Source organism: Treponema sp. OMZ 790, assembly GCF_024181285.1.
Taxonomy (GTDB): Bacteria; Spirochaetota; Spirochaetia; order Treponematales; family Treponemataceae; genus Treponema_B.
Genome location: NZ_CP051201.1, coordinates 2,757,725 through 2,781,993, shown reverse-complemented (window position 1 = coordinate 2,781,993; position 24,269 = coordinate 2,757,725). Strand labels below are relative to the sequence as shown.

The 24,269-nt window shown below is 38.6% G+C and carries 26 protein-coding genes and 1 pseudogene; 18 read left to right on the top strand and 9 right to left on the bottom strand.

What is annotated here, in order from left to right:
- Positions 1–6 precede the first annotated feature (6 nt).
- Positions 7–3,099: an AAA family ATPase gene (locus tag E4O01_RS13195; RefSeq protein WP_253692652.1), complete on the top strand. Its 3,093-nt coding sequence runs from the start codon at positions 7–9 to the stop codon at positions 3,097–3,099.
- Here the strand turns inward: E4O01_RS13195 and E4O01_RS13190 are convergent.
- The 6 genes from E4O01_RS13190 to E4O01_RS13165 all read right to left on the bottom strand — a co-directional run bounded on the left by E4O01_RS13190 (position 3,096) and on the right by E4O01_RS13165 (position 10,066).
- Positions 3,096–3,677 (bottom strand): MptD family putative ECF transporter S component, encoded by a 582-nt coding sequence (locus E4O01_RS13190; protein ID WP_253692646.1) that lies wholly within the window; start codon positions 3,675–3,677, stop codon positions 3,096–3,098. The genes E4O01_RS13195 and E4O01_RS13190 overlap by 4 nt on opposite strands.
- 14 nt (positions 3,678–3,691) lie before the next feature.
- Positions 3,692–4,408, bottom strand: a complete 717-nt coding sequence (locus tag E4O01_RS13185; RefSeq protein WP_253692645.1) for an energy-coupling factor transporter transmembrane component T family protein — start codon at positions 4,406–4,408, stop codon at positions 3,692–3,694.
- A gap of 1 nt (position 4,409) precedes the next feature.
- Entirely contained in the window at positions 4,410–5,891 is a 1,482-nt protein-coding gene (locus E4O01_RS13180) for an ABC transporter ATP-binding protein (protein ID WP_253692643.1), read from the bottom strand.
- On the bottom strand, positions 5,888–7,603 hold the full coding sequence (locus tag E4O01_RS13175; protein ID WP_253692642.1) for an ABC transporter ATP-binding protein: 1,716 nt from the start codon (positions 7,601–7,603) through the stop codon (positions 5,888–5,890). The genes E4O01_RS13180 and E4O01_RS13175 overlap by 4 nt, the downstream gene beginning before the upstream one ends.
- Complete coding sequence (locus E4O01_RS13170; RefSeq protein ID WP_253692640.1) at positions 7,576–9,339, bottom strand: ABC transporter ATP-binding protein; 1,764 nt, start codon at positions 9,337–9,339, stop codon at positions 7,576–7,578. Before E4O01_RS13170 ends, E4O01_RS13175 begins: the two co-directional genes overlap by 28 nt.
- Positions 9,340–9,493: 154 nt before the next feature.
- On the bottom strand, positions 9,494–10,066 hold the full coding sequence (locus tag E4O01_RS13165) for a TetR/AcrR family transcriptional regulator (RefSeq protein WP_253692638.1): 573 nt from the start codon (positions 10,064–10,066) through the stop codon (positions 9,494–9,496).
- A 181-nt stretch (positions 10,067–10,247) separates the two neighbouring features.
- Between E4O01_RS13165 and E4O01_RS13160 the strand changes: the two genes are divergently transcribed.
- From E4O01_RS13160 to E4O01_RS13140, 6 genes and pseudogenes are all read left to right on the top strand, one after another.
- Positions 10,248–10,730 carry a hypothetical protein gene (locus E4O01_RS13160; protein WP_253692636.1) on the top strand — a complete coding sequence of 161 codons (483 nt, stop codon included), beginning with the start codon at positions 10,248–10,250 and terminating at the stop codon, positions 10,728–10,730.
- Between the two features lie 171 nt (positions 10,731–10,901).
- Positions 10,902–11,816 (top strand): DUF5655 domain-containing protein, encoded by a 915-nt coding sequence (locus tag E4O01_RS13155; RefSeq protein ID WP_253692635.1) that lies wholly within the window; start codon positions 10,902–10,904, stop codon positions 11,814–11,816.
- Positions 11,817–11,866: 50 nt separating this feature from the next.
- Complete coding sequence (locus E4O01_RS14935; protein WP_253719284.1) at positions 11,867–12,382, top strand: HXXEE domain-containing protein; 516 nt, start codon at positions 11,867–11,869, stop codon at positions 12,380–12,382.
- Positions 12,383–12,710: 328 nt separating this feature from the next.
- Positions 12,711–13,541 (top strand): Vgb family protein, encoded by an 831-nt coding sequence (locus E4O01_RS13150; protein WP_253692633.1) that lies wholly within the window; start codon positions 12,711–12,713, stop codon positions 13,539–13,541.
- Positions 13,531–13,908, top strand: coding sequence for a MerR family transcriptional regulator (locus E4O01_RS13145; RefSeq protein WP_253692631.1), 378 nt, complete (start codon positions 13,531–13,533; stop codon positions 13,906–13,908). The genes E4O01_RS13150 and E4O01_RS13145 overlap by 11 nt, the downstream gene beginning before the upstream one ends.
- Positions 13,909–14,143: 235 nt before the next feature.
- A pseudogene (locus tag E4O01_RS13140) lies at positions 14,144–14,899 on the top strand (Rpn family recombination-promoting nuclease/putative transposase); the annotation flags it as partial.
- Positions 14,900–15,127: 228 nt separating this feature from the next.
- Here the strand turns inward: E4O01_RS13140 and E4O01_RS13135 are convergent.
- Positions 15,128–15,253 carry a DUF4469 domain-containing protein gene (locus E4O01_RS13135; RefSeq protein ID WP_253692627.1) on the bottom strand — a complete coding sequence of 42 codons (126 nt, stop codon included), beginning with the start codon at positions 15,251–15,253 and terminating at the stop codon, positions 15,128–15,130.
- Positions 15,254–15,336: 83 nt separating this feature from the next.
- Between E4O01_RS13135 and E4O01_RS13130 the strand changes: the two genes are divergently transcribed.
- The 11 genes from E4O01_RS13130 to E4O01_RS13080 all read left to right on the top strand — a co-directional run bounded on the left by E4O01_RS13130 (position 15,337) and on the right by E4O01_RS13080 (position 22,092).
- Positions 15,337–16,110, top strand: coding sequence for an Rpn family recombination-promoting nuclease/putative transposase (locus tag E4O01_RS13130; RefSeq protein ID WP_256484049.1), 774 nt, complete (start codon positions 15,337–15,339; stop codon positions 16,108–16,110).
- Positions 16,111–16,117: 7 nt separating this feature from the next.
- On the top strand, positions 16,118–16,261 hold the full coding sequence (locus E4O01_RS13125) for a hypothetical protein (RefSeq protein WP_253692625.1): 144 nt from the start codon (positions 16,118–16,120) through the stop codon (positions 16,259–16,261).
- A gap of 95 nt (positions 16,262–16,356) precedes the next feature.
- Positions 16,357–17,211, top strand: coding sequence for a head GIN domain-containing protein (locus tag E4O01_RS13120; protein WP_253692623.1), 855 nt, complete (start codon positions 16,357–16,359; stop codon positions 17,209–17,211).
- A 167-nt stretch (positions 17,212–17,378) separates the two neighbouring features.
- Positions 17,379–18,221, top strand: a complete 843-nt coding sequence (locus E4O01_RS13115; protein ID WP_253692619.1) for a cysteine protease — start codon at positions 17,379–17,381, stop codon at positions 18,219–18,221.
- Between the two features lie 36 nt (positions 18,222–18,257).
- Complete coding sequence (locus tag E4O01_RS13110; RefSeq protein ID WP_253692618.1) at positions 18,258–18,431, top strand: SDR family NAD(P)-dependent oxidoreductase; 174 nt, start codon at positions 18,258–18,260, stop codon at positions 18,429–18,431.
- Between the two features lie 326 nt (positions 18,432–18,757).
- A complete protein-coding gene (locus E4O01_RS13105) occupies positions 18,758–19,588 on the top strand; it encodes a Vgb family protein (protein ID WP_253692617.1) in 831 nt (276 codons plus the stop codon).
- On the top strand, positions 19,578–19,937 hold the full coding sequence (locus E4O01_RS13100) for a MerR family transcriptional regulator (RefSeq protein ID WP_253692616.1): 360 nt from the start codon (positions 19,578–19,580) through the stop codon (positions 19,935–19,937). Before E4O01_RS13105 ends, E4O01_RS13100 begins: the two co-directional genes overlap by 11 nt.
- Before the next feature lie 4 nt (positions 19,938–19,941).
- Positions 19,942–20,721 carry an SDR family NAD(P)-dependent oxidoreductase gene (locus tag E4O01_RS13095; protein ID WP_253692615.1) on the top strand — a complete coding sequence of 260 codons (780 nt, stop codon included), beginning with the start codon at positions 19,942–19,944 and terminating at the stop codon, positions 20,719–20,721.
- A gap of 145 nt (positions 20,722–20,866) precedes the next feature.
- Positions 20,867–21,091 (top strand): hypothetical protein, encoded by a 225-nt coding sequence (locus E4O01_RS13090; RefSeq protein WP_253692614.1) that lies wholly within the window; start codon positions 20,867–20,869, stop codon positions 21,089–21,091.
- Positions 21,091–21,489, top strand: coding sequence for a putative toxin-antitoxin system toxin component, PIN family (locus E4O01_RS13085; protein ID WP_253692613.1), 399 nt, complete (start codon positions 21,091–21,093; stop codon positions 21,487–21,489). Before E4O01_RS13090 ends, E4O01_RS13085 begins: the two co-directional genes overlap by 1 nt.
- Before the next feature lie 213 nt (positions 21,490–21,702).
- A complete protein-coding gene (locus E4O01_RS13080; RefSeq protein WP_253692612.1) occupies positions 21,703–22,092 on the top strand; it encodes a DUF4143 domain-containing protein in 390 nt (129 codons plus the stop codon).
- Between the two features lie 77 nt (positions 22,093–22,169).
- On the opposite strand, the gene E4O01_RS13075 is transcribed toward E4O01_RS13080, so the two are convergent.
- Both E4O01_RS13075 and E4O01_RS13070 read right to left on the bottom strand, forming a co-directional pair.
- Entirely contained in the window at positions 22,170–23,549 is a 1,380-nt protein-coding gene (locus tag E4O01_RS13075) for a tryptophanase (protein ID WP_253692611.1), read from the bottom strand.
- Between the two features lie 107 nt (positions 23,550–23,656).
- Positions 23,657–24,268 (bottom strand): L-2-amino-thiazoline-4-carboxylic acid hydrolase, encoded by a 612-nt coding sequence (locus E4O01_RS13070; protein ID WP_253692610.1) that lies wholly within the window; start codon positions 24,266–24,268, stop codon positions 23,657–23,659.
- Position 24,269: the final 1 nt, after the last annotated feature.

The window sequence follows — 24,269 nt, the reverse complement described above, 5'->3', positions numbered from 1 at the left end:
ATAAATTTGAAACCCGAACTTTTAAAACTAACCAATATAGGCCCCTTTCGCGGAACTCACACAATAGATTTCAGCCTCATGGATTCTATCTTTTTGGTATGTGGCAAAACAGGAGCCGGAAAAACGACCATCTTCGATGCAATCTCCTATGCCTTTTATTCAAAGCCCTTGGGAAGCCGCTCTCAAATTGCCCGCAGCCTCCGAAGCCAATTTGCGCCGGAAGAGGAAACGGCCGAAGTCGAGCTTATCTTTACCATGGGTCCCTCCAAATACAAAATTTTTAGGCGGCTGCCATTCTTACGCCCCGGAAAAAAAAGCGAAAACCCTGAAGAATCGGCCCTAGCCGAATGGGACGGCCGAACTTGGAAAGACTTAAGCGCAACAAATAAGCGGGACACGGACAAAAAAATATTGAACATAATAAACTTAAACGAAAAAGAATTTGCCCGCATTGTCCTTCTGCCTCAAGGAGAATTCGCCGCCTTTTTGCGCGAAAATTCAAGTCAAAAAAAGGAAACTCTTGAGGAGCTTTTTCCGATTTCCCGCTATACCCAAATAATGGAAAACCTAAAGGAGCTGGAAAAAGCAGAGACCTATAAGATAAAAAATATTGAAGATGCCCTTGAAGCCCTCGGCAAAGAATTCGATGCCGATTCCTATCCTTCAAAAAAGAGCGAATTTGAAAAAGAGATTGAGCTTATCAAAAAAAATTACAACCAAATTTCCAAAAAAATCGAGGCAAAAATCTCAGAAAAAGAGCAGGCAAAGGTTCTCAAAGAAAAAAAGGAAGAGCTTACAGCGATAAAAACAAGGCTCGAAAATCTTAATGCTCATAAAAACGATATAAAAATGATGGAAGAGGCTGTCGAAAAGGCACGCAGAGCCTCCTCGCTTACAGGCCTTGCCGATTCCGTAAAAAAACTTAACTCTAACATAGTCGAATATAAAACCGACATCGAAAAAAAGATAAAAGACTTAAATTCCGTAACCGAAATTTTGGAAGCTCTCAAAGCACAAGAAAAAGATATCGAATCCGAAAAAGAAAACAATGCCGCCCTAAAACAAAATCTTGACCGTCTCAAAAGGGCCGCCGAGGTTTACAAAGAAATAGAAGAAAAATCATACGAAAAAAAAGGACTTTCTCTGCAAAAAAAAGAAAAGACCGAAAAGTTGGCTCAAACCGAAAAGAATATTCAGGAGATCAAGGACAAGGTTTCCGGCTATCTTGAAATAATCAGCGAGCTCGATAACAGAAAAGAAAGGGCCGAAACCTCGTCCCAAAAACTTTCTTACCTAAAAAGGCTTTTTGAGATTGCTTCAAAAAAAGAAAAGGCGGCAAAGCTCTACACAACTCATAAGGCCGCAGCCGAAAAAAACTACAACGATTTACAGTTAATGTTAAAAGACATCGAAATCGAAAAAGAGCTTTTTGAAAAACTTAAAAAAGAAAAAAAAGATTTTGAAATAAACCAAGAGGCATCCGCCTTTGCCGTTCACTTAAAAGACGGGGAACCCTGCCCTGTCTGCGGCTCAATCCATCACCCTTCCCCGGCCGTTGAAAATACGGAAAGTATTTTTTCCCTCGACGAAAAAATACAAAAATGCGAACGCAGCATCGAAAAGTTTAATCACGACAGGGAAAACCTCAACAACAGCCTCACGGCCCGCAATACAGATGCAGATTGGCAAAAAGAGCAAATGGACGAGCTTGACCGTTCTTTTCTTAACCTAAATGAAGAATTTAAAACCGGTGCTTTTATTTTTAAAGAAATGCCTTTAGAAAAAACAATAGGAGAACTCCTTCCGCAAGCCTCAAAGGAAGCCGAAAAAGATAACCTCCTTTTAAAAGAAGCCCAAACCGCAAACACCGCAAAAATAAATTTAGAGCAAAAACTTTCTTCTATCCAAAATGAAAAGGAAGCCTTAAGCGAGGCCCTTACAAATATCAAGATAAAAGAAAGCGAGTTAAACACAATCCTCCACGAAAAGAAAAAACAATACGATGATGCCTTTAAGTCCATCCCCCCCGATATCCAAAAAGAAAACATCGATGACACAATCGAAGGCTGTAATGAAATGATTTTTGCCTCAGACCGCAAAATAAGCGGCTATGAGGAAAGACTCAAAGAAAGCAATGACCGCCATACAAGCATAAAGGCCGGGCTCATCCAAAGGCAGGAGCAGTTGGCCAAATGGGAAAAAACCTTATTGGAAGAAGAAGAAAATTTAAAAACCTCTCTTGAGCAAAAGGGGTTTTCTTCAATAAATGAGCTTTTAGATTCTATTTTACCTGAAGAAAAAATCGGCGGCTTTGAAGAAACGGTAACGAAATTCAAAGAAGAAAAGATAACCTTGGAACACTCCGCCTCCGGCCTCGAAAAAGATCTTGAAGGCAAAACCTTTGTTCCGCCCGAAAATATTGAAGACGAAATTATAGTCTTGCAAAAAAATCTTGACGAAGAACAAGACCGCCTTACGGAAGTAAAAAGCTCTCTCGACAAACTCAAAGACCTTTTTGAAAGACGGCAAAATCTTTTAACGGAATTAAAACAAAGAGCCGAAGAAGCCCGGCTTATAACCGAGCTTTCCTTAAGTTTAAACGGCAGCAATAAGTATAAACTGAAATTCGATATCTGGATGCTCTCGGCCTTTTTACGCGAAATAATCGTCTATGCCAACACCCGCCTTGAACGCATGAGCGGCGGCCGCTATGTCTTAAAACTGAGTAAGGAGCTTTCGGGCAACAACCTTTCAGGATTGGACATGGAAATTTATGATGCCTACACAGGCGGCATCCGTCCCACAGCAAGCCTTTCGGGAGGAGAAACCTTTATGGTTTCAATCAGCCTTGCCCTCGGCCTTGCCGATTCCATTCAAACAAGAAGCGGCGGCATAAGGCTGGATTCAATGTTTATAGATGAAGGCTTCGGCAGCCTCGATGAAGCCAGCCTTGAAAATGCCATCAGCATCCTCGACGAAGTAAGGGGTAACCGAATGGTCGGAATAATTTCCCACGTCAGCGAACTAAAAACCCGCATCCCTCAAAAAATCGAAATAGAAAAAACCGCCAACGGTTCTGCAATAAAAATACGGGGTTAAGATAAGGGTTTCAACATCCGCATAGAGACTTTAGCACCGGCAAAACTTGTTACAACCGTTAGTGCAACCATCGAACCATAAACCGGCCATGAAAAAAATTGTAAATACTGTGACAAGGCTTCATCGGTTAAGTGAAGGATTTCCTGCCGCTGAATCAAATATTCCCCGTGCGAAATATACATAGGCAGAGTAAACAAAGCTGTCTGCAATGTGGCACCCAGTACATAGGGCAGTATGATTGCTTTTTTATCTTTGTACTTCATCGTTGACGCAAGGACTTCCGCAATGAACCAGCCGATAATTGAAAGGCCGACACCGATTCCGTTTGCCGCCATAAATCCCGGTAAAACGATAATAATTCCCATAATAAAAAAGACGCCCGTTTTTCTTACCTTCGATACTGCCAACATAAATGCTACCGATACAAAAAAGAGAGTAATCGGAATATTGGCTATCGTTCCGAAAAGAGTTAATGCAGCTATCGCTCCCGTAATAAAGAAAATCAATAGTGCAACCGCCGCAAAGATTCCGATAAAAATAAAATCCCGCGCATTCAATTTGTTTGTCTTTGTTTCCATATTATCGTATCTCCTTAAAAAATTTTTATATTACTAAACTGCAAGTACAATACTGCACTTGCAGCAATAGCCGTACATAATCCGTATACAAAATCCGTTTTTGTAAATTTAAGCGGATAGATATTTGTTCTGTTTTTATAGTTTTCAATTCCTCTAAGCAAAACCGATGTTGAAAGTTCCTCGGCTATGCGGAGACTTCTAAACAAAATCGGAACAATTATAAGTTCCATCGACCGAATAGGATGAATCAAAAAACGAAAACCTGAAGTAGAAATTCCCCTTATTTTTAAACTATCCTTTAAGCATCCGTAATCTTCTTTTAAAGACGTAAGATATCTAAACACAACGATTAAAGGAATCGCTATTATGTTTGGGAACTTCATCGTTTGCATAGCCGATATAATATAGGGCATTGAAGTTTTCTTTTTTAAAAATACAATCATCATAATTGCAATAACGAATTTTTGAATAAAATAACTTAAAGATACAATCATTAAGACAGCTGTCGAATTCGGAATATAATGAATATAAAACATCGAAACGGCAATGACGATATACATTCCGCTGTACAAAATAGATTCACGATAAGCTCTCACATCCCATAAATAAAAATTACAGACAATAAGTAAAACATGCGAAGGAAAGGGCTTATTTACGGCAAGGCCGAGAAAAATAAAAATACATACAATGCCGAGTACCGTCCTCGGATCTAAATTTCTTTTTGTGTTCATTTTACATTTCCTTTTTTATAAGACGCCCTTTGTTTAAAAGTTCCCAAAGTTTTGTCTTACCGGCATCATCTAAATTAAAATCGGATTGCAGTCTTCCGCTTTTTAAATAAATAATTCTGCTGCAAACGGACATTAAAAATTCATAATCGTGCGATATTACAAATATAAGTTTGCCTGATTTTGCAGCAGTTAAAACGGTTTTAGAAACCAAGTCCATAGAATGCTTATCCAATCCGCTTGTCGGTTCATCCAAAAAAATTATCTTACAGTCAGTACAAAAAGCTGCAGCAATGGTGAGCCTTTGCTTTTGTCCTCTTGATAGGGCAAGAGGATGCCGTTCTTTTAAATCTAAAATTTCAAAATCGGATAAAACGGATTCTTTTTTCGCATCGCTAAGACCTTCCTTTTTTCCTATATCCAATTCATCTTTTACGGTATTACCGAAAAGTTGAAAATCGGAATCCTGCATTACAAAATAAATACTCCCTAATCTTTTTTTATAGCTCTGCTTCTTTTCTTCAATCAAAATACTTCCATCTTTTTCTTTTAGCAAACCTGTACACAATTTAGCAAGGCTTGTTTTACCGGCTCCGTTCTCACCTATAATACCTATAATTTCTTTTTTATAAGCCTTTATATTTATGTCTTTGAGCACATCAAATTTTTCTTGTTTTGAATGTGAATATGAAATATTTTTTATTTCAAACAGCGGAGAATTTTTTTTGATAAGATTTTTACAATTAGCCGGTTCGATATTTTCCAAATATATGTTTCGTATATTTTTATTTTTTTGCAGCTGAAAAAATTCCGCTTTTGAATATTCGCCCGTAATTTTTCCCTTATCCATAACAAGCATACGCTCGCATAGACTTGAAAGATAAAATAATCTATGTTCCAAAATAATGATCGTTTTTCCTTCTTCTTTTAAACTGCGTAAAATTTTTTCCAAATCAAAAATGGAATGAATATCCAAATTAGCTGTAGGCTCATCGAATAAATAAATCTCGGGCGACATCGCATAGCATGAAGCTATAGCCAGTTTTTGTTTTTCACCGCTTGAAAGTTTAAAGATATTTCTTTCTTTCAGGTGAGATATTCCAAACAGCTCCAAAGTTTTGTCTACCCTTTTTAATATTTCTTCCCTGCTCAAAAACATATTGCTGCATCCGAATGCCGCTTCGCTAAATGGATCGGTCATAAAAAACTGACTTCGCGGGTCTTGGAATACAGAGCCTGCCATGCGGCCTATTTGCGGAAGCTCCAAGCTGTTTATATCTTTTCCGTTTAGATAAGCCTCGCCCGTTAAAGTTCCGTCATAATAATGAGCGATGAGTCCGTTGATAACGGAGCCGAGAGTGCTTTTACCGCTCCCGCTTTTTCCGGTGATAACAACAAATTCACCCCTCTTTATTTCGAGGTTTATGTTGTCGAGAATGAGAATGCCCGAAGCTGTTTTATATGAAATATTTTTTAGTAAAATCACCTGCCGCTCCCGCACTGCGCTTTCCAAAGCCGCTTGTAGTAAGTTCCGTTTTTTAAAAGCTCATCGTGTTTTCCTTTTTCGACAAGGCTTCCCTTTCGGAATACGAGGATTTGATCCGCTTTTTGGATAGTCTTTAAATGATGAGCGATGACCAGTACCGTTCTGTTTTTTGAAAGCTCTGTGATTGCTTCTTGAATAAGGGATTCGTTTACGGGGTCGACATTGCTTGTCATCTCATCGAGAATTAAAATCGGAGCGTCTTTTAAAAAAGCTCGTGCAATCGAAATACGCTGACGCTGTCCGCCGGATAAGAGACCGCCGTTTTCGCCTATATCGGTTGCGTAATTATCGGGAAGGCTCATAATAAAATCGTGTATCCTCGCTTTTTTGCAGGCTTCAATAATTTCTTCTTTGGAAGCACCTTTTTTCCCCACGCGGATATTTTCTTCGATAGTGTTATCGAAAAGCTGTACGTTTTGCATAACAATACCGATTCTGTCCAAAAGCTCGTCATAGGGAATATCGCGGATATCGGCACCGCCGATCTTAATGCTCCCTGCTTGTACATCGTAAAACCGCAAAAGCAAATTCGTTATTGTCGTCTTACCGCTTCCCGATTCTCCTGCGAGAGCCGTCATTGTTTTCTCCGGAACGGTAAAACTTACCTTTTCCATTTTAAACTCATCTTCTTCATAAGAAAATTCCACATCTTCAAAAACAATATCGTTTTGTAAAGGAATGATGCCGTCCGTTTTATCGGCTATTACCTCGGCATGAAGAATTTTACCTAATCGGTGATAGCTGTCTACCGCCGACACATAATACATGTAGTGAGTTTCCATAGCCGCAAAGGGTTTATAAAATTCTTTTGAAACTACAGCGATAATCATAAAGTCAAGTACATTAATACTCCCTTTAAGTGCGGCACGGCCTGAATAAACCAAAAGCACAAAATATCCTGCATCGATTAAAAACGAAAAAACTGAAAGCTGTCTTGCCTTAAATCGGGAAGAAGTTTTGCTTGTTTCGCCGAAGGTTTTTGTCTTTTCAAAAAGTTCATTGTCAAGGCTCTTATTATGCGAAAAACTTTTTAATACGGGAATACCGCGCACATACTCGACAAATAAACTTACCATATCGGCGAGAGCCGAGTTGTTTCGGCTTTCAATTTTTTGCGCCTTTTTAATTGTGTAAAAAAGATAGAAAAGTGCAAGTGGAAGCGAAGCTGCCATAATAAGAGCAAACTTCAGATTGATGAGGGCAAGACCTGTAAAAACCGCAAGGGCGATAAGAAAATCGCCGAACATCCTGGGCCACATGTGCCCTACCACCATCGACATATTGTCCACATCCTTATGAAGAATCGTGTTTAATTCTCCCAACCGCTCATTCGTATAAAAGCCCAAACTAAAGAGTTTTAATTTTACAATCATACGCTCCCTTATTTGCTGCACCACATCAAAACCCGCCCCGTGTTTTTTTAAGTCTGCAATCATATTGCAAAGACCCTTAAAAATGACCAAGCCTATCAAAACCGCAAAATCAACATAGAGCCCCTCAACTTGAGTTCCCTCATTAATCTTAAACAAAATCGAAAACACCGTAAGAAGCATTCCCACGGAGCTTAATCCGTACAATGTAAAAAACAATGATGAAATACATACATCGATTTTTCCCTTCTTACTCAAACATGCAAATAATTCTTTATACATAAATACTCCCATAATTCCCCTGCAACTTTCCACCCGTCTACTTTATTTTGAGCGTCTACCATTTCTTTATAAAAGGGACAGCGGTTTATCAATTCGGTATGTGTTCCCGAATCCAAAATGCGGCCCTTGTCCATAACTACAATTTGATCGGCGTTGCGGATTGTGTTCAGATGATGGGCTATCGTGATGACCGTTTTATTTTTTCTTAATTCTTCGACGGCTTCGTTTATGAGTTTTTCGTTTTCGCTGTCGACGGCGGCCATCGCTTCATCCAAAATTAAAATCGGAGCATTTTTAAGAATCATTCGTGCGATGGAAATGCGCTGTTTTTCTCCGCCTGAAAGTTTTACGCCCATCTCGCCGGTTTTTGTGTTGTAGCCCTTAGGCAGGGCGGAAATAAAATCGTGGCAACGTGCTTTTTTAGCGGCTTCTATAACTTCCGCTTCAGAAGCTCCCGCCTTACCGATTGCGATATTTTCAAAGATACTCATATTAAAAAGGATAACTTCCTGCTGGACACTTCCTATAAGGGTGGAAATACTGTCCGTGTCATAGCGCGAAATATCTTTGCCCGAAATGGTGAGCAAACCTGAATCGACATCCCAAAAACCCATAATGAGATTTGCAAGGGTACTTTTACCGCAGCCGCTCGGACCGACAAGAGCATTTAAACCGGTTTCTGTAAATTTTAAATTGATATCTTGTAAGGCAAAGCCGTCTTTTTCGTACCTAAAATTTACATTTGTAAATTCTATGTCGCCGGGTTTTAATTGTTCGCTGATTTTTTCTTTTGAAAGAGGAGCACATAAAATCTTGGCTATGCTTTTGATTTTTTCGGTAAACACGATGGAAAAATGATGAAGGGTTGCCGTTTTACTTATCGCCGACACAAAGACCGAAGATAAAATAACGGACAGTATAAATTGCGCCGTAGAAATATTTTGATGTAAGAGCAAAATGCTTCCTAAAATCATAACCGCAACAGTTCCGGCTTCCATAAAAATATCTATGAGAACCATCGGACCCGTAACGGCTCCCATACTCTTTTTTACATCCTGAACATAAGATCGTGCAGAAGCCAAAGTTTGTCCGCTAAAGTTTTCTTCTTTTGCAAAAGCCTTTATGACGGAAATGTTTTTTACATATTCCATCATGTCTTCCCTCATCTTCATTTCTCTCGAAAAATACATTTGAAATCTTTTTTGCATTGTCTTTGCGGATAATTGTTTTACAAGAAACATGAGCGGAACCCCTGCAATCATTATCAAAGCAAGTCTGTAATCTATAAACAGCATTGCAATAAAAACCAAGGCGGGAAGAAGGGTTGCCGACATAATTTCAGGAAGCCCGTGAGCAAGATATATTTCGACTTGCTCTACATCGTGTTCGATAATACTGGTAAGCTCGCCCGTGTTATGCTTTTTAAAAAAGCCTAAAGTGAGTTTTTTTAAGTGATCGATTATTGCAAGCCGTAACTCCGTCAATTTGCCGAAAGCTCTATCATGAGCTGTCTTTGTTGCAAGATAGTTAAACACAGCTTTTAAAACAAAAGAAATCAGCATACCCGTAATGAACATTTTAAAATGCGGTTGTGTAATTTCTTTTGAAAATAATTTGCTTATCATCAGCACCAATAAAACCTGCGGTATCAGGTCAAATACTATTTTAAGCGCAAGCAGCAGATTGGGTAAAAAGTTTTTACCTGTTACCTGTTTTTTCAATTCTTTTTCATTCATATCTACCTCTATAAAAAATTTTTGCAGTCCTAAATCCATTTGTAAAATTGAATAATATTGAATTTTAATTCAATATTAAGCTAAAAGTTTTCTCTAACTAACTTCAAAGTCAGTTTTTATCGTTTTTCATCCTCACAAAATGCGGACATTTAAATTACAGTGATTCAACGCCGTTAAAATAGCATTTATTAAGAACAAAGAGCATATCTTCGGCCCATTTTTCATTTTTGTAATGCCGTGCAATTTCCATCAGATTTTCCACATAATTATTTGCTAAGATATGGGCAAGCATGGGATCGTGTTTTGTTTTTGAATACCGTTTTAAGCCGTCTTTTATATGCTGCTCCAACCGCTTAACCCACATATCTTTTGCATTTTCATGCTTGGTTCCCGAACTTTTATCAATTAAAATAATGAGCTTGATTCTTTCCCGTAAAAGCTCCGGAAGCTGAATGCCTCCGCCTTGGGTAAATCTTTCGTAAGGGCTGCCGGCTTCCATTTTTTCTTCATCTTCCATCATTTTAATAATTCGATTAAGAATACCGCCGACCGTTTCGTCAAACAAAGAAGCTTTATCTTTAAAATATGTGTAAATAAGGGCGACGGGAACATCGGCTTTTTCCGCAATGTCTGTGAGTTTTGCAGACCTATAATCTTTTTCATAAAAGACCTTTACCGCCGAAGCGAGAATTTTATTTTTAATTTCTTCTTTTAATACTTGAGCCATTTTTTACCCTATCTTAAAACTGAGTTATGATTTAATAATAAATCTTTATTCAATATTTGTCAATAGAGGTAAACAAAATTTATTATAGTTATCCGGTTAAAAATTCAATAGTATTTGCATCTTGATTTTATTGATTTGATATGTAATAATTTATTCCACAAACAACACAAAAGGAGGCGGTATGCCGCAAATAACCAAGGGCGGAAAGTTTATTTTCGGAAAATCGCTGATAAAACAAGACGGAACGGTTCAGATTCCTACTCAGGCGGTGGAAGAATACGACATCACCGCCGATACAAAAATATACCTTTTTACGGGAAGCAAAAAAACCGGAGGCTTTTGTATCACCCGAAAAGGCTTGCTTGAGCCTTCAACACTCGGACACATTTTAACCGATAACCCAAATCTGCAAAACTATGCTTCCGGCTGCGGTGAGTTTATCAAATACAAAGGGCGTTTCTATTGTTGGATTGATATATCGGAAACCGGAATCATTCGCTTGACAAAAAAGATGATGGACTTTCTTGACATCAAACTCGGCATGTACCTGCTTGCTATCCGCAGCAGCAACATTGCATTTACGATGGGTGCAAAGGGGCCGTTAATTGAGAAGGCTCATAACTACGAAGGGGGTTATTCCGGAATTTTAAACCGCCGGTTTTAATATGTGAGGCCTCCCGTATTTGAAGATTATAACGGTTTTGCCGGTGAACTATTCTAAACTAATAAAAAACACCTAAAAAGAGAGATTAATCGGTTGGAAAAGGTTATTAACTGATATATAATAGCGGTAGCCTAATATTCGTTAGATAGATAACCAAGAAAGGAGAAATAAATGGCGTTGTTTAATTTGGAAAATGAAAAATTAAATTATATAAAAGAAGAACCTTTTAAGTTGGAAAAAGAGATTCAAAATCTCTGTGAAAAAAATATGCAAGAGTTATTACATTGCGAATTTATAAAGACGGAATTCGTAATTGAAAATTTTTGCATTGATTCTCTGGGCTTTGATAAAACTACATCTTCATTTGTAATAATAGAATATAAAAGAGATAAAAACTTTAGTGTGATCGATCAGGGTTATGCGTATTTATCTTTAATGCTTAATCATAAATCGGATTTTATTTTGGAATATAATGAAACAACCGGAAAAAATTTAAAAAGAAATGATATAGACTGGACACAATCCAAGGTTGTTTTTATTGCGCCTTCCTTTACTACCTATCAAAGAGAAGCTATTGCTTTTAAGGATTTACCCATCGAATTATACGAAATAAAAAAATATGCGAATAAGACTATTTCGTTTACACAAATTATTACAAAAAATGCTGCCGAATCAATAAAAACAATTTCAAAATCAAATGAAGAACTTGAAGCCGTAAATAAAGAAATAAAAGTTTATACTGAATGGGAAAAAATTGAATTCGGCTCACAGTCTATCCAAGAATTATATGAAAAGCTAAAAACAATGATACTGAATATCGGTGATGATATTTCAATAAAACCGAAAAAACTTTATATTGCATTTTTAAGAAAGACAAATTTTTGCGATATAAACATTCAAAAAAATCAAATTAAAATCTGGCTAAATGTTTCAAAAGGAAATATATCGGATTCAAAAGGGATATTAAGAGATGTTTCAAATATTGGTCATCATGGAAATGGAGATTATGAATTAAATATTGATTCGGATTCCGATATTGAATACATAGTGAGTTTAATTCGTCAATCATACAATTTATGCGAATAAGTTATCTTTTTCGTTTTCAAAATAACTTTTTACTTTGACATAAAACCGCTATGAATGACATGCACATCATTATATGGTCTTTTCCCTTACTCTTTATACTTCACGATTTTGAAGAAATTATTTTCATTAAATATTGGATTCAAAAAAACGAAAACTATCTGCAAGCAATAGTACCGTCAAGATTTATACCTGTTATTAATCACATGAAAAAAATCTCAACGGCGGCATTTGCATTCGGTGCCGCGGAAGAATATATACTTATTCTGATTATCTGCATTGTTTCTTTTTTGACTAATTGGTATTATCTATGGCTCGGATGTTTTATCGCCTTTGTTTTACATATGATTGTTCATATTTTTCAGGCATTATTTATAAAAAGATATATTCCTTCATTGGCTACAAGCTTAATATGTACCCCAATATCCATAGCTATATTGGTAAGTATATGGAATCAATTTATCTTTTCAAGAATAATTTTTTATTCAATATTGAGCTGCATTATAATGATAGGAAATCTCGTTTTCATACATTGGTTAATGGGAAAATTAGAGGATAATTTTAGTTGATAACATAATCGGTGAAAATCCGTAAGAATTTATTTAATCTAATCCGAAATATATGTATTCAGAATTAGAACCGCTCTTTTATAAAGTATAGAAGCCTTTCAAAAATTTCCCCCTCTTCTACAAAATATTTTCCAAAAACCTCTTGCCTTGAACCTAACTGCAAGGTTTATATTATTAAAAAGTTTTTATGGGAGGCATGATAAACAGCTCGGCAGAAATTCCGCCTTACTGTTTATCGTTATTGTATGCGGTTTATAAATAAACCGCTTGAAAAAACTTTTTTCAGGATTTAATAATCCTTGCAAAAAGTTTTTATAGGAGAACTTATATGAATAAAATTCACATGGGTATTTTTTTAATCGGTACGGCTGTTTTGGCACACTGTAATCTTTTTGCAAAAGAGCACATCGGGATAAAAAAATTAGCTTCATCTCTTTCCGCCCCTGTCGGAATGGCTTTTGACAGCAAGGGCTATTTGTACATTGCAAACTGGAGTGCAGGACGAATTGACCGCTACCGCTCGGGAAAAATTGAAACGGTTATAAAAGATATTCCTTCTCCTTCCGGTCTTGCAATCGACACCAAGGACGCTTTATACATAGCAACCTACAGCGGGGGCGTAATCTACAAAGTGCAAAACGGTAAAAAAAGCACTTTTATTTCAGGGCTCAGTGTTGTTGCCGGTATAACCTTTGATGATAACGGCAACCTGCTTGTTGCGGAGCGGGGAAAAAGCAGAGTTCTTTCCGTATCGCCGGAAGGAAAAATCTCGGTACTTGCCGATAAGGGCTTAACCACTCCGGTTGCGGCTATTCAGGCGGGCAAAGACTGCTATGTCATTAACGACATCACCGGAACAATCTACCTTTACCAAGCAAAAAATGCCGAGCTCACCGTTTTGAGTAAAACGCTGAATGCGCCCGCAGCGGGACTCATTCCCGATCCGTTTCAGCCTGATTCCGTTTTGACCGTCGATTACGGCGGCAAGGGGCTCTACCGTATTTCGCTTACAGACGGAAAAACCGAACCGCTTACCGATAAACCTATTTCTCCCGTCGGGCTCATCGCCGCAGCCGATTCAAAAGAACTGTACATCGCAGCGTGGGGAGATAATTCGCTCTATAAAATTACCTTTGAAGGGAACAGCCATGACGATTAAAGAATTTGCCTCTAAACTCGGCGTAAGCGATTCGGCGCTCCGCTATTATGAAAGAATAGGCGTGTTAAAACCCATTCGCAGAAGAAAAAACGGGTATCGGGAATTTACGGAGACGGACATCGCTTGGATGGAATTTGTATTCCGCTTAAAAGCAACCGGTATGCCCATAGCGCAGATAGCCGAGTTTGCCGAACTTCGTGAAAAGGGAGAGAGCACCGCACCCGAGCGGCTTAAAATGCTCCAAGAACACGAAAAGCGCCTTTTAGCGGAACTTGAAACCAAAACACACAGCTTAGCAAAAATCCGCGAAAAAATCGAATACTATAAAAAATTAGCAATGAGGAATGAGGGCGTGCCGGTTTGCTAAATGGATTTTTTTGTGTTATACTTTATGTAAGGGGAGGTGCAGAAAATGTCTAAACACAAACGCAGCTACAAGGATTCGGTTTTTGTTGATTTGTTCGCAGAAGACGAAAAGGTAATGAAAAATGTACTTCCGTGTACATTTTTCATTTTCGAGTTTTAGGCTTTGCCTAAAACATCGACATGTTTAAAACACCGCCATCCGTGGCGGATAGTTGAGTTTATCTATGAATAATATAAACCTGCCGCTGTCCTGTCCCGTAGAAAACATAAGACTTGATAACGTAATGTATATGAACATTATAAACGATGTTTCCTGCCTTGTGGACGGTAAAATCATCGTGTTGGCTGAACACCAATCCACCATAAACGAAAATATGCCTTTACGCTTTTTGCAGTATATCGCTCGGCTCTACGAAAAACTGCAAGCACCGACAGACCGGTATCTGAGAAAGCTGTCAAAAATACCCGCACCAGAATTCTATGTTTTCTATAACGGCACAGATGACTATCCTGAAACCGCAATTCTAAAACTCTCCGATGCTTTTATTACAAAACCCGAACCCGCACCCTTGGAGCTGACGGTGCAGGTTTTAAACATCAATACAGCTAAAGCACATAAAGTTTTAACGTCGTGCAAAGCGCTTGAAGAATACAGCCTCTTTGTAGAAGAGGTACGAAAGCAAATGCAGCTCGACAGCGAAAACGGCTTTACCAATGCGGTAAAAATATGCATAGACAAAGACATCTTAAAAGACTACTTACAGAGAAAATCACGGGAGGTAATAAACATGTTAATAGCTGAATACGATTATGATACCGACATCGCGGTACAACGGCAAGAAAGCCTGATGATCGGCATACAACAAGGTATTGAACAAGGCTCTTACCAAAAGGCATTTGAAACGGCAAAAAACTTGCTTGCAATGAATTTACCTATCGAAAATATTGCGCAAGCTACCGGTTTAAGTATTGAAGAAGTGAAAGCCTTATAAGAATAAACATGTTAATAGCAGAATACGATTACGACACCGATATCGCGATACAGCGTACTTTGCAGACAAAGCCTTTTTGATAGACCATACAAAGGGTCTTTGATACGGCGGGCAAAGCCCCTTTGATAGAGCGGACAAAGATGTTTTGATACGGCGTACAAAGCCCCTTTGATAGAACGTACAAAGATGTTTTGATACAGCGTACAAAGGGGCTTTGATAAGTTGTTTTTAAGCTTTTGCCGTACAGGGCAGTTTGTACACAATTTCGCGCACTTCTTTAAGAGGTGAAGCTCCTGCCGAATACTTTGTTTTTACCGCAACCGTAACCTTTCCCGCCGGAACCGCAGCGGGCACTCTGGCGATAAGCGGATGTCCAGCAAACTATACAATTCCCCGATTTCGTGTTATACTGTGAATGAAGGGGGGGTGGAACAGTCTTGAAGCGATTTGAAGATTTAACACTTGCCGATGATTTTATCTTCTGCAAAGTTATGCAAAATGAAGATATATGCAAAGAACTTATCGAAATGATATTATCGGACACCATCGGTACCATTGCATATATTTCGACCCAACAACACATACAAACCTACGAACAGGCAAAGTCGGTACGATTCGATATCCTTGTTCAAACCGAAGACGGTAAGTTTTATGATATTGAAATGCAGGTCAGCAATGAACGCAATATCCCCAAACGGATGCGTTTTTATCAAGCCGCCATTGATACTTCTTTTTTGGATAAGGGCAATTCCTACAACAAACTGAACGACAGCTTTATCATTTTTATCTGCCTGTTTGATGTTATAGGCAAAAAAAGACCCGTGTATACATTCGAGCATTTTTGCCGTGAAGATAAAAACATCGCCTTACAAGACGGCACAAAAAAGATTATAATAAATGCGGAAGCTTTTAATCAAACGGAAAATAAAGACTTAAAAGACTTTTTAGAATATCTTAAAAACGGTACGGCACACAGCGAATTTACCAGGAGGATACATACTATGATAGAAACAATAAAAACCAATGAACAAGTACGCCAAGAATACAGATTGATGTCTACATTTGAAATGGATGCACGGGATAAGGGCTTTTCCGAAGGCTCTTACCAAAAAGCTCTTGAAACGGCAAAGTTGATGAAAGAGGCTCATTGTGAAACTGATTTTATTATGCAAATAACAAAACTTCCTAAAGAAGAAATTGAGGCTTTATAAGGTCAATATGTTACCGGCCGGATATGATTATGAAACCGACATAGCCGTACAACGGGCAGAAGAGCGTGAAATAGCCTTTGCGGACGGCTCTTACCAAACAAAGCTGGAAACTGAATGCCGGTTAGAGATTAAATTCCGCCTTTCGGCATAAAGACAGGCCGGCTGTCCATTGGGGATAGACAGCCTGTTTATATAATGATAGATTAGGTATGCGGATAACGCCGGCACAATTGGCGGAGGATAAAAATGAAAAAATCAATTGCAATTATAAACATTCTTTGCATACTCGCTTTAGTAAGCTGCGCTTCGGTTAAAACCGTTTCGGGAAATGCAATAATTGAAACCCGCACTTTTAATCTAAAAGATTTTGATTCTATAACTTTTAACCTTCCCCCTTCGGAAGCCGAGATTATTCAGGGAGATGAATATAAGGTCGAACTATCGCTTGATTCAAATCTATTCAAATTTATCGATGTATCCGTTCAAAAACATAAAAAAGAACTTACCCTCAAGCAAATACCCGATACCAATATAGAGCCGACTTTTTTTAAAATATCCGTTACCGCGCCTGCCCTTAAAAGCTTATCGATAAGCGGTATTACAAAGACCGCCGTGTCGGGATTTCACAATAAAAGCCTGCCCCTATCCTTACATGTAGGCGGTATAAGTTCCGTAACAGCCGATGTAAGTGCAAGCAGCATAGAGGCCGATATTTCGGGTATAGGGAATATGAACTTAAAAGCCGAAGCTGAAAAATGCTCGTTTACCATTTCGGGCTCAGGGGATATGACAGCCGATATACATTCCGGCAGTATAGATACCGGAATAGCGGGTATGGGCACTATTCATTTAATGGGTAAGACGGAAAAATGCAGTCTTACCGTTTCAGGTTCGGGCAAAATAAAAGCTTTTGATTTGGAAACGGAAGAAGCCGTTTGCACAATTTCGGGTTTGGGCACAGTTGAAATATATGCAAAAAGAAAATTGGAAGCGGATGTATCGGGTTCAGGTTCTATCCGGTATGCCGGAGATCCTCAGCACCTTAATCTGCATTCTTCCGGTTTGGGAAGCATACAAAAATTGAATAAAGGAAACCTCTAAAAACCTCAACTTTTAGAGACGATCTAAATAAAATACGGGCTGTTATGTATGTTCCGTTTTTGATTTTTGCCGCGCATTTTATACTCGCTTTTTTAAGAGTACACTTAACACAGTATTGACTGAAAAAGTTAAATGGAATTATAAATTAGACTAAAGGAGTAAACATTATGAAAAAACTTTTTATGATACCGTTTTTAACGGTAGCGGCGGCAGGCGGTGTAAGTGCCTTTGCCTATGGAATCAATAACTTTACGGTTTACGATGCAAAAGATAAGATTGTACACAGGATAACCGATGAAGACGAAGTCAATGCCTTGTATCTGCTTTTTCGAGAAGCTTTGGTGACAGCGGCTGACGAAGCTTCGTTTACGGAATTACCTAAAGACGCTCAAGTGTTATACCGTTATGTTCTTTCGTATGATTACGGTGCAGGCGAAGAAAAGACTTTCAAGTTTATAGTGTATAAAAATTATCCTCTTTGCCGAATGACGCCATTGCAGGAAATGGAGGGGGTTCCTAAAGAATTAACATGGAAGCTCTTCAAATATGCATACGGAATTGTCAGTAAGCCCGCCGAAGTAAAAAGCCGGCTTTCGTATTCTGCAGAACATACTTATACCCGCATATACGACAGTAAAGGCTCTCTATTATTATTTCTTTCAGGAAAGAAAGCCTCAAATATATTCGAGACCGCCTTATATGGGGACGATGTATCGAAAGACGAGCCGGAAGAAAGAAATTTAAAAGACCTTTTGCCTTCCGAAAGCATTCATAAAGGACGCGAAGTACTGCTGCGTTATTCATTTGTAGATGATGAAAATCTATATGGGCAGCTGTATTTGTACAAAGGCACAAAAAAAATAAATATGACATTCGATACCGGAGTTTTAAAACTAACTCTTTCGAAAAAAACATACGAATTTTTAAGCGACTATAAAAATCTTCAAAAGGAATTTGAAAAAGATGAAGATGATTATGATTATGAAGAAGAAGATGATGATGATGATTAAGAATTAGCCATGTAAATGAGGTAAAAAGGTAAAAAGATGAAAAAATACGTAGTTATCACCGGTGCAAGTTCAGGTATCGGATACGAAGCGGCAAAGCGGTTTGCGCAGCGCGGGAAAAACATCATTGCGGTTGCACGCACTAAAGAGAAACTTGAAAAGCTTAAAACCGAAATTGCCGGCACGATTAATCCGCCCTCTACCGCAGCATGATAGAAAAGTCTACCGCCACGGAAAAGCGGGTGTGCTAGGAAGATTGTTTAATTAAAAATCCAGTACATTCCCCTCTCTTCTACAAAATATTTTCCAAAAACCTCTTGCCTTGAACCTAACTGCAAGGTTTATATTATTAAAAGATACATAAATCAGGATGTTTAACTGCGGCAGCCAAGATAGGGCCTGCCTTGTTAAACGCCGAGTTTGTTTTCACAAACTCGCATATTATATGCTTTCTCATTTGCGTTGCGAAAGCACTAAATTCAGCAATCCTCGGAATTGGAAAATTCCTGCGGTTGCTGAATTTTAAGGGAGGTTTTAATATGAATAAAATTCACATGGGTGTTTTTTTAATCGGTACGGCGGTTTTGGCACACTGCAATCTTTTTGCAAAAGAGCACATCGGGATAAAAAAATTAGCTTCATCTCTTTCCGCCCCTGTCGGAATGGCTTTTGACAGCAAGGGCTATTTGTACATTGCAAACTGGAGTGCAGGACGAATTGACCGCTACCGTTCGGGAAAAATTGAAACGGTTATAAAAGATATTCCTTCTCCTTCCGGTCTTGCAATCGACACCAAGGACGCTTTATACATAGCAACCTACAGCGGGGGTGTAATCTACAAAGTGCAAAACGGTAAAAAAAGCACTTTTATTTCAGGGCTCAGTGTTGTTGCCGGTATAACCTTTGATGATAACGGCAACCTGCTTGTCGCCGAGCGGGGAAAAAGCAGAGTTCTTTCCGTATCGCCGGAAGGAAAAATCTCGGTACTTGCCGATAAAGGCTTGAGCACTCCGGTTGCGGCTATTCAGGCGGGCAAAGACCGCTATGTCATTAACGACATCACCGGCACAATCTACCTTTACCAAGCAAAAAATGCCGAGCTCACCGTTTTGAGTAAAACGCTGAATGCGCCCGCAGCGGGACTCATTCCCGATCCGTTTCAGCCTGATTCCGTTTTGACCGTCGATTACGGCGGCAAGGGGCTCTACCGTATTTCGCTTACGGACGGAAAAACCGAACATCTTACCGACAAACCGGTTTCTCCCGTCGGGCTTATTGCCGACACCGATTCAAAGGAACTGTACATTGCAGCGTGGGGAGATAATTCGCTCTATAAAATTACCTTTGAAGGGAACAGCCATGACGATTAAAGAATTTGCCTCTAAACTCGGCGTAAGCGATTCGGCGCTCCGCTATTATGAAAGAATAGGCGTGTTAAAGCCTATCCGCAGAAGAAAAAACGGGTATCGAGAATTTACGGAGACGGACATCGCTTGGATGGAATTTGTATTCCGCTTAAAAGCAACCGGTATGCCCATAGCACAGATAGCCGAGTTTGCCGAACTTCGTGAAAAGGGAGAGAGCACTGCACCCGAGCGGCTTAAAATGCTCCAAGAACACGAAAAGCGCCTTTTAGCGGAACTTGAAACCAAAACCCGCGGCTTAGCAAAAATCCGTGAAAAAATCGAATACTATAAAAAATTAACTCTAAAGAGGTAAAAAGATGAAAAAATACGTAGTTATCACCGGTGCAAGTTCAGGTATCGGATACGAAGCGGCAAAGCGGTTTGCGCAGCGCGGGAAAAACATCATTGCCGTTGCACGCACTAAAGAGAAGCTTGAAAAGTTGAAAACCGAAATTGCCGGAGCCGGCAATGCTTCGGCGGAGGTCATCATTAAGGTATACGACCTTACCGAAAAAGAAAATATCTATGCCCTATACAATTCGGTAAAGGAGCTGGATATCGAAACATGGATCAATAATGCGGGCTTCGGCGATTATTGCAGCGTGGAAAATCAAAACCTTGCAAAACTGGAAGATATGTTGAAGCTCAATGTAGAAGCGGTTGCGCTTTTTTCGGCTTTGTATGTGCGGGATTTTGCAAATAAAGAAAATACCCAGCTTATCAACGTGTCGTCCGTCGGCGGGTATACGATTGTCCCGTCTGCGGTTAGCTATTGCGCAACGAAATTTTTTGCCGCCTCTTTTACCGAAGGCTTAAGCCGGGAGTTGACCGGAGCGGGCGCAAAAATGCAGGCAAAGGTTTTTGCCCCCGCCGCCACAAAAACAAACTTCGGCAATATCGCCAATGACATCACAGACTACGATTATGACAAAGCATTCGGAACCTACCACTCGTGCGCTCAGGCGGTAGATTTTCTTATGCAGCTGTACGAAAGCGATAAACCGCTCGGCATAGTAAACAGAGAAACCTTTGAGTTCAGCCTATCCGATTACCGTTTTCCCTATGTCCAAAAACCGCAAACCTTGCAAAGGGTGTAGGATTGATGGGATCAATGCTTAACTATGGATAGGGGTTAAATCTGTTATGAGAGCATAAAGAAATTTGCATAAATTCTTCCTTGCTATTTTTTTTTGAAAAAATATGATAAAATATTTATAGTATGAATTATATAGGAGGTATAAAATGCCGATTGCCGCTTCTGAACTTACACAAATGATGAAAATGTTATCGGAGGAAGATTATCGTGCCGTGACAAAATATATTGAGTTTCTTATCAGCTCTCGTCAAAAAAATGCCAAGACCACTATTCGCCAAATACAGAAAATTTTTACAGATGATAAAGGTTGGGCTTCTGAAGAAGAAATGTTATCAGATATGGCGGATTTCCGCCGTTCACGGTTAGAATAATGCGGATTTTTTTAGATACGAATGTTCTTATTTCTGCATTTGTATTTGCAGGGAAGGCAGGCAACCTTTTAGAGATACTTTTTGATAATGGGTATGACTTGCTTATTTCTGAATATGCAGATTTGGAATTTAAAGCAAAACTTGAGGAAAACTGGAGTTCAAAAGCAGATAGAATTTATTCGCTATATCGCAGTTTACCATTTATATTCTGTACAAGCACAGAGAAACGATATGACATGATCCGCGATAAAAAAGATATTCCGGTGTTAAGCGATGCTCTTTTTCATAATGCTGATATTATTCTTACAGGTGATAAGGATTTTCTTGAATCTGATTTAAAAAAACCTTTGATATTTTCTCCTACAATGTTATATGATTATTTAATAAATCTGTTATGAGAGCATAAAGAAATTCATCAAAAGATATTCAATCTTGATTTCATTGATTTAAGATACGATAATTCAAAAGAATTCACAAAGCATTATAAAAGCGGCGAAGATGTAGAAAAAACCAACATTTCCTGTGTTTTAATGCAATTTTTTATAAATTTATCCTTGATAAATATACGAATATTTGCTCTAATTTTACTATAAACTACAGGAAAACAGGCTATGTACAGAAAAATCAGCAAAGATTTAGAAAAATGGAAAACCGGCAAGCATCGTAAACCTCTAATATTGCAAGGAGCAAGACAGGCGGGTAAAACCTATTCTATCTTAGAATTCGGCAGAAAAAATTATGTACAGGTTCAGCTTTCTATAAACGGCTATCGAACTTATTATTGGGAATCCGAAAGAGAAGCAGAAATAGATTTTATAATAAAACGGAAAGATAAGATTATTCCCATTGAGGTAAAATCGGCGGACAATACCAGAGCCAAGAGTTTAAAGGTCTATATGGAAACATATAATCCCGAATATGCCGTAAAGCTTTCTTCAAAAAATTTCGGCTTTGAAAATAAAAAAAAGATTGTCCCTTTATATGCCGCCTTTTGTATTTGATTTTCTGCCTTACCTTCTTTAAAGAAAAAACCGATTAATCCGTAGGACTAATCGGTTTTTTCCTTAAAAGACGGCAATTATTTTATAGGTTCCAAATGAGCTTGGAAGTGTCTTAAAATCGGCGGTTCCCAGATAATCTTGTAGCCCTTGACTTGAGATGCTCTTTCTTTAATGTTGATTAAAGCTCCTGCAATAACATCTAAGTGAGACTGTGTATATACTCGTCTCGGAATTGCAAGACGGGCAAATTCGAATTCCGATTTGATTTGTTCTCCGGTTTCGGGGTCGTTTCCGAGCATAAAGGAACCGATATCGCATGTTCGGATTCCGGCTTCTTTATACAACTCGACACAAAGAGTGTGACCGGGAAATTCGTAATACGGAATATGGGGGAACATTGCATTGGCATCAACATAAACGCCGTGCCCGCCTGCCGGGTTTTGAATGGCAATACCGGCATCAAGAAGCTGAGAAGCAAGGTATTCCATAGAAGCATTTCGGTATTTTAAATATTCCTCATCAATGCCTTCATATAAACCGATGGCGAGGGCTTCAAGATCGCGTCCGGCAAGACCTCCGTAGGTAATAAAACCTTCAAAAGAAATACAGTTACCCTTTATTCTTTGATAGATTTCTTGGTTGTTTTTAATACCTATTAAACCGCCCATATTAACAATAGCATCTTTTTTTGCGCTCATTGTAAATGTGTCTGCATAGCTGAACATTTCACGAATAATTTCTTTAATGGATTTATTCTTGAATTCTTCTTCTCTTTGTTTTACAAAGTATGCATTTTCTGCAAATCGTGCAGCGTCGATATTGAACAAGATACCGTATTTTTTTGCAACTTTGGCAACATCACGGATGTTCTGAATCGAAACAGCTTGTCCGCCGGCAGAGTTGTTGGTAATTGTCATTACAATCATGCCGACTTTTTCTTTTCCATGTTCGTTAATAAGCTGTTCAAGTTTTTCGACATCCATGTTTCCTTTAAAAGGAGCATATTCTGAAGGTTTTTTTGCTTCTTTACATACGCAGTCGAGCGGACGTCCTCCTGCGAGGGTTACGTGAGCTCTGGTTGTATCGAAAAACATGTTTGATATAGCTACTTGACCTTTTTGAAGAAGTAAGGGGAATAATACTTTTTCTGCGGCGCGGCCCTGATGAACAGGCTGGATAAATTCATATCCGAAAATATCTTGACCGGCTTCAACCAATTTAAAATAACTTTTTCCTCCGGCATAGGCCTCATCCCCGACCATAACGCCGCCCCACTGCTTATCGCTCATTGCGTTAGTTCCGCTGTCAGTCAATAAGTCAATATAGACATCTTCACCGCGCAAGTTGAACATGTTGTATTTTGCTTTTTCAAGATACTTAATGCGGTCCTCACGCGTTGTCATTTTGATGGGTTCAACCATTTTAATTCTAAATGGTTCCGGTACATACTTTTTCATTAAAAAGCCTCCTATAAGTTATTATGGCTCATAGTGTACCACCCCTTTTTTTTGCTGTCAAGCCTTTTTTTTAAATTCCTTTAAATCATAACAAAATTAATTTTTAATTATTTTAAAACCCGTACTTCAAAATCACAGCAATCCCCGCCTTTACCGAGAGTTTTGGTTCTAAGCCATTGAATTTTCGGATGCATATTACCGTAACAAACATCGTCTGCATCACAATACATTTCGACTATTTCAGGACAGCCATATTTTTTGCATATTTCTTGATAGGGGCATACAAGCATATCAAACTTGATAGCATCTTTCTTTTCTTCATAAAAACGAGCTTTAAATCCTGCCGGTTCTCCAAAAACTTTTTTAGTCATTCGTGCAAAAAATTTTGGAACTTTTTTATATAGCCCCGGAATCTTCATTATCTTTTGAATCATTGCTGCCGGTTTTTCGCTTCTTTTTTTATAATAATTTTTTAAAAGAAGAGCCGATTTTTCTCTTTCGACCCCCATATCAAGCAAAGCATAAAAAACGGCAATGCCCGGATATATCCTTTCTCTTGTGTGAGTCCACATTATTTTGGGCTCATTGGCATTTTCCAAAATTAAAGAATCGTATCGATTCCATGCTTTTTCCGTAACTTCCGAAATAAAATCTTCGGAAAACTCAGCCTTTAAAAACTCCTTCACACCATCGATAAATCTGTTCTTTCTATTACTCATA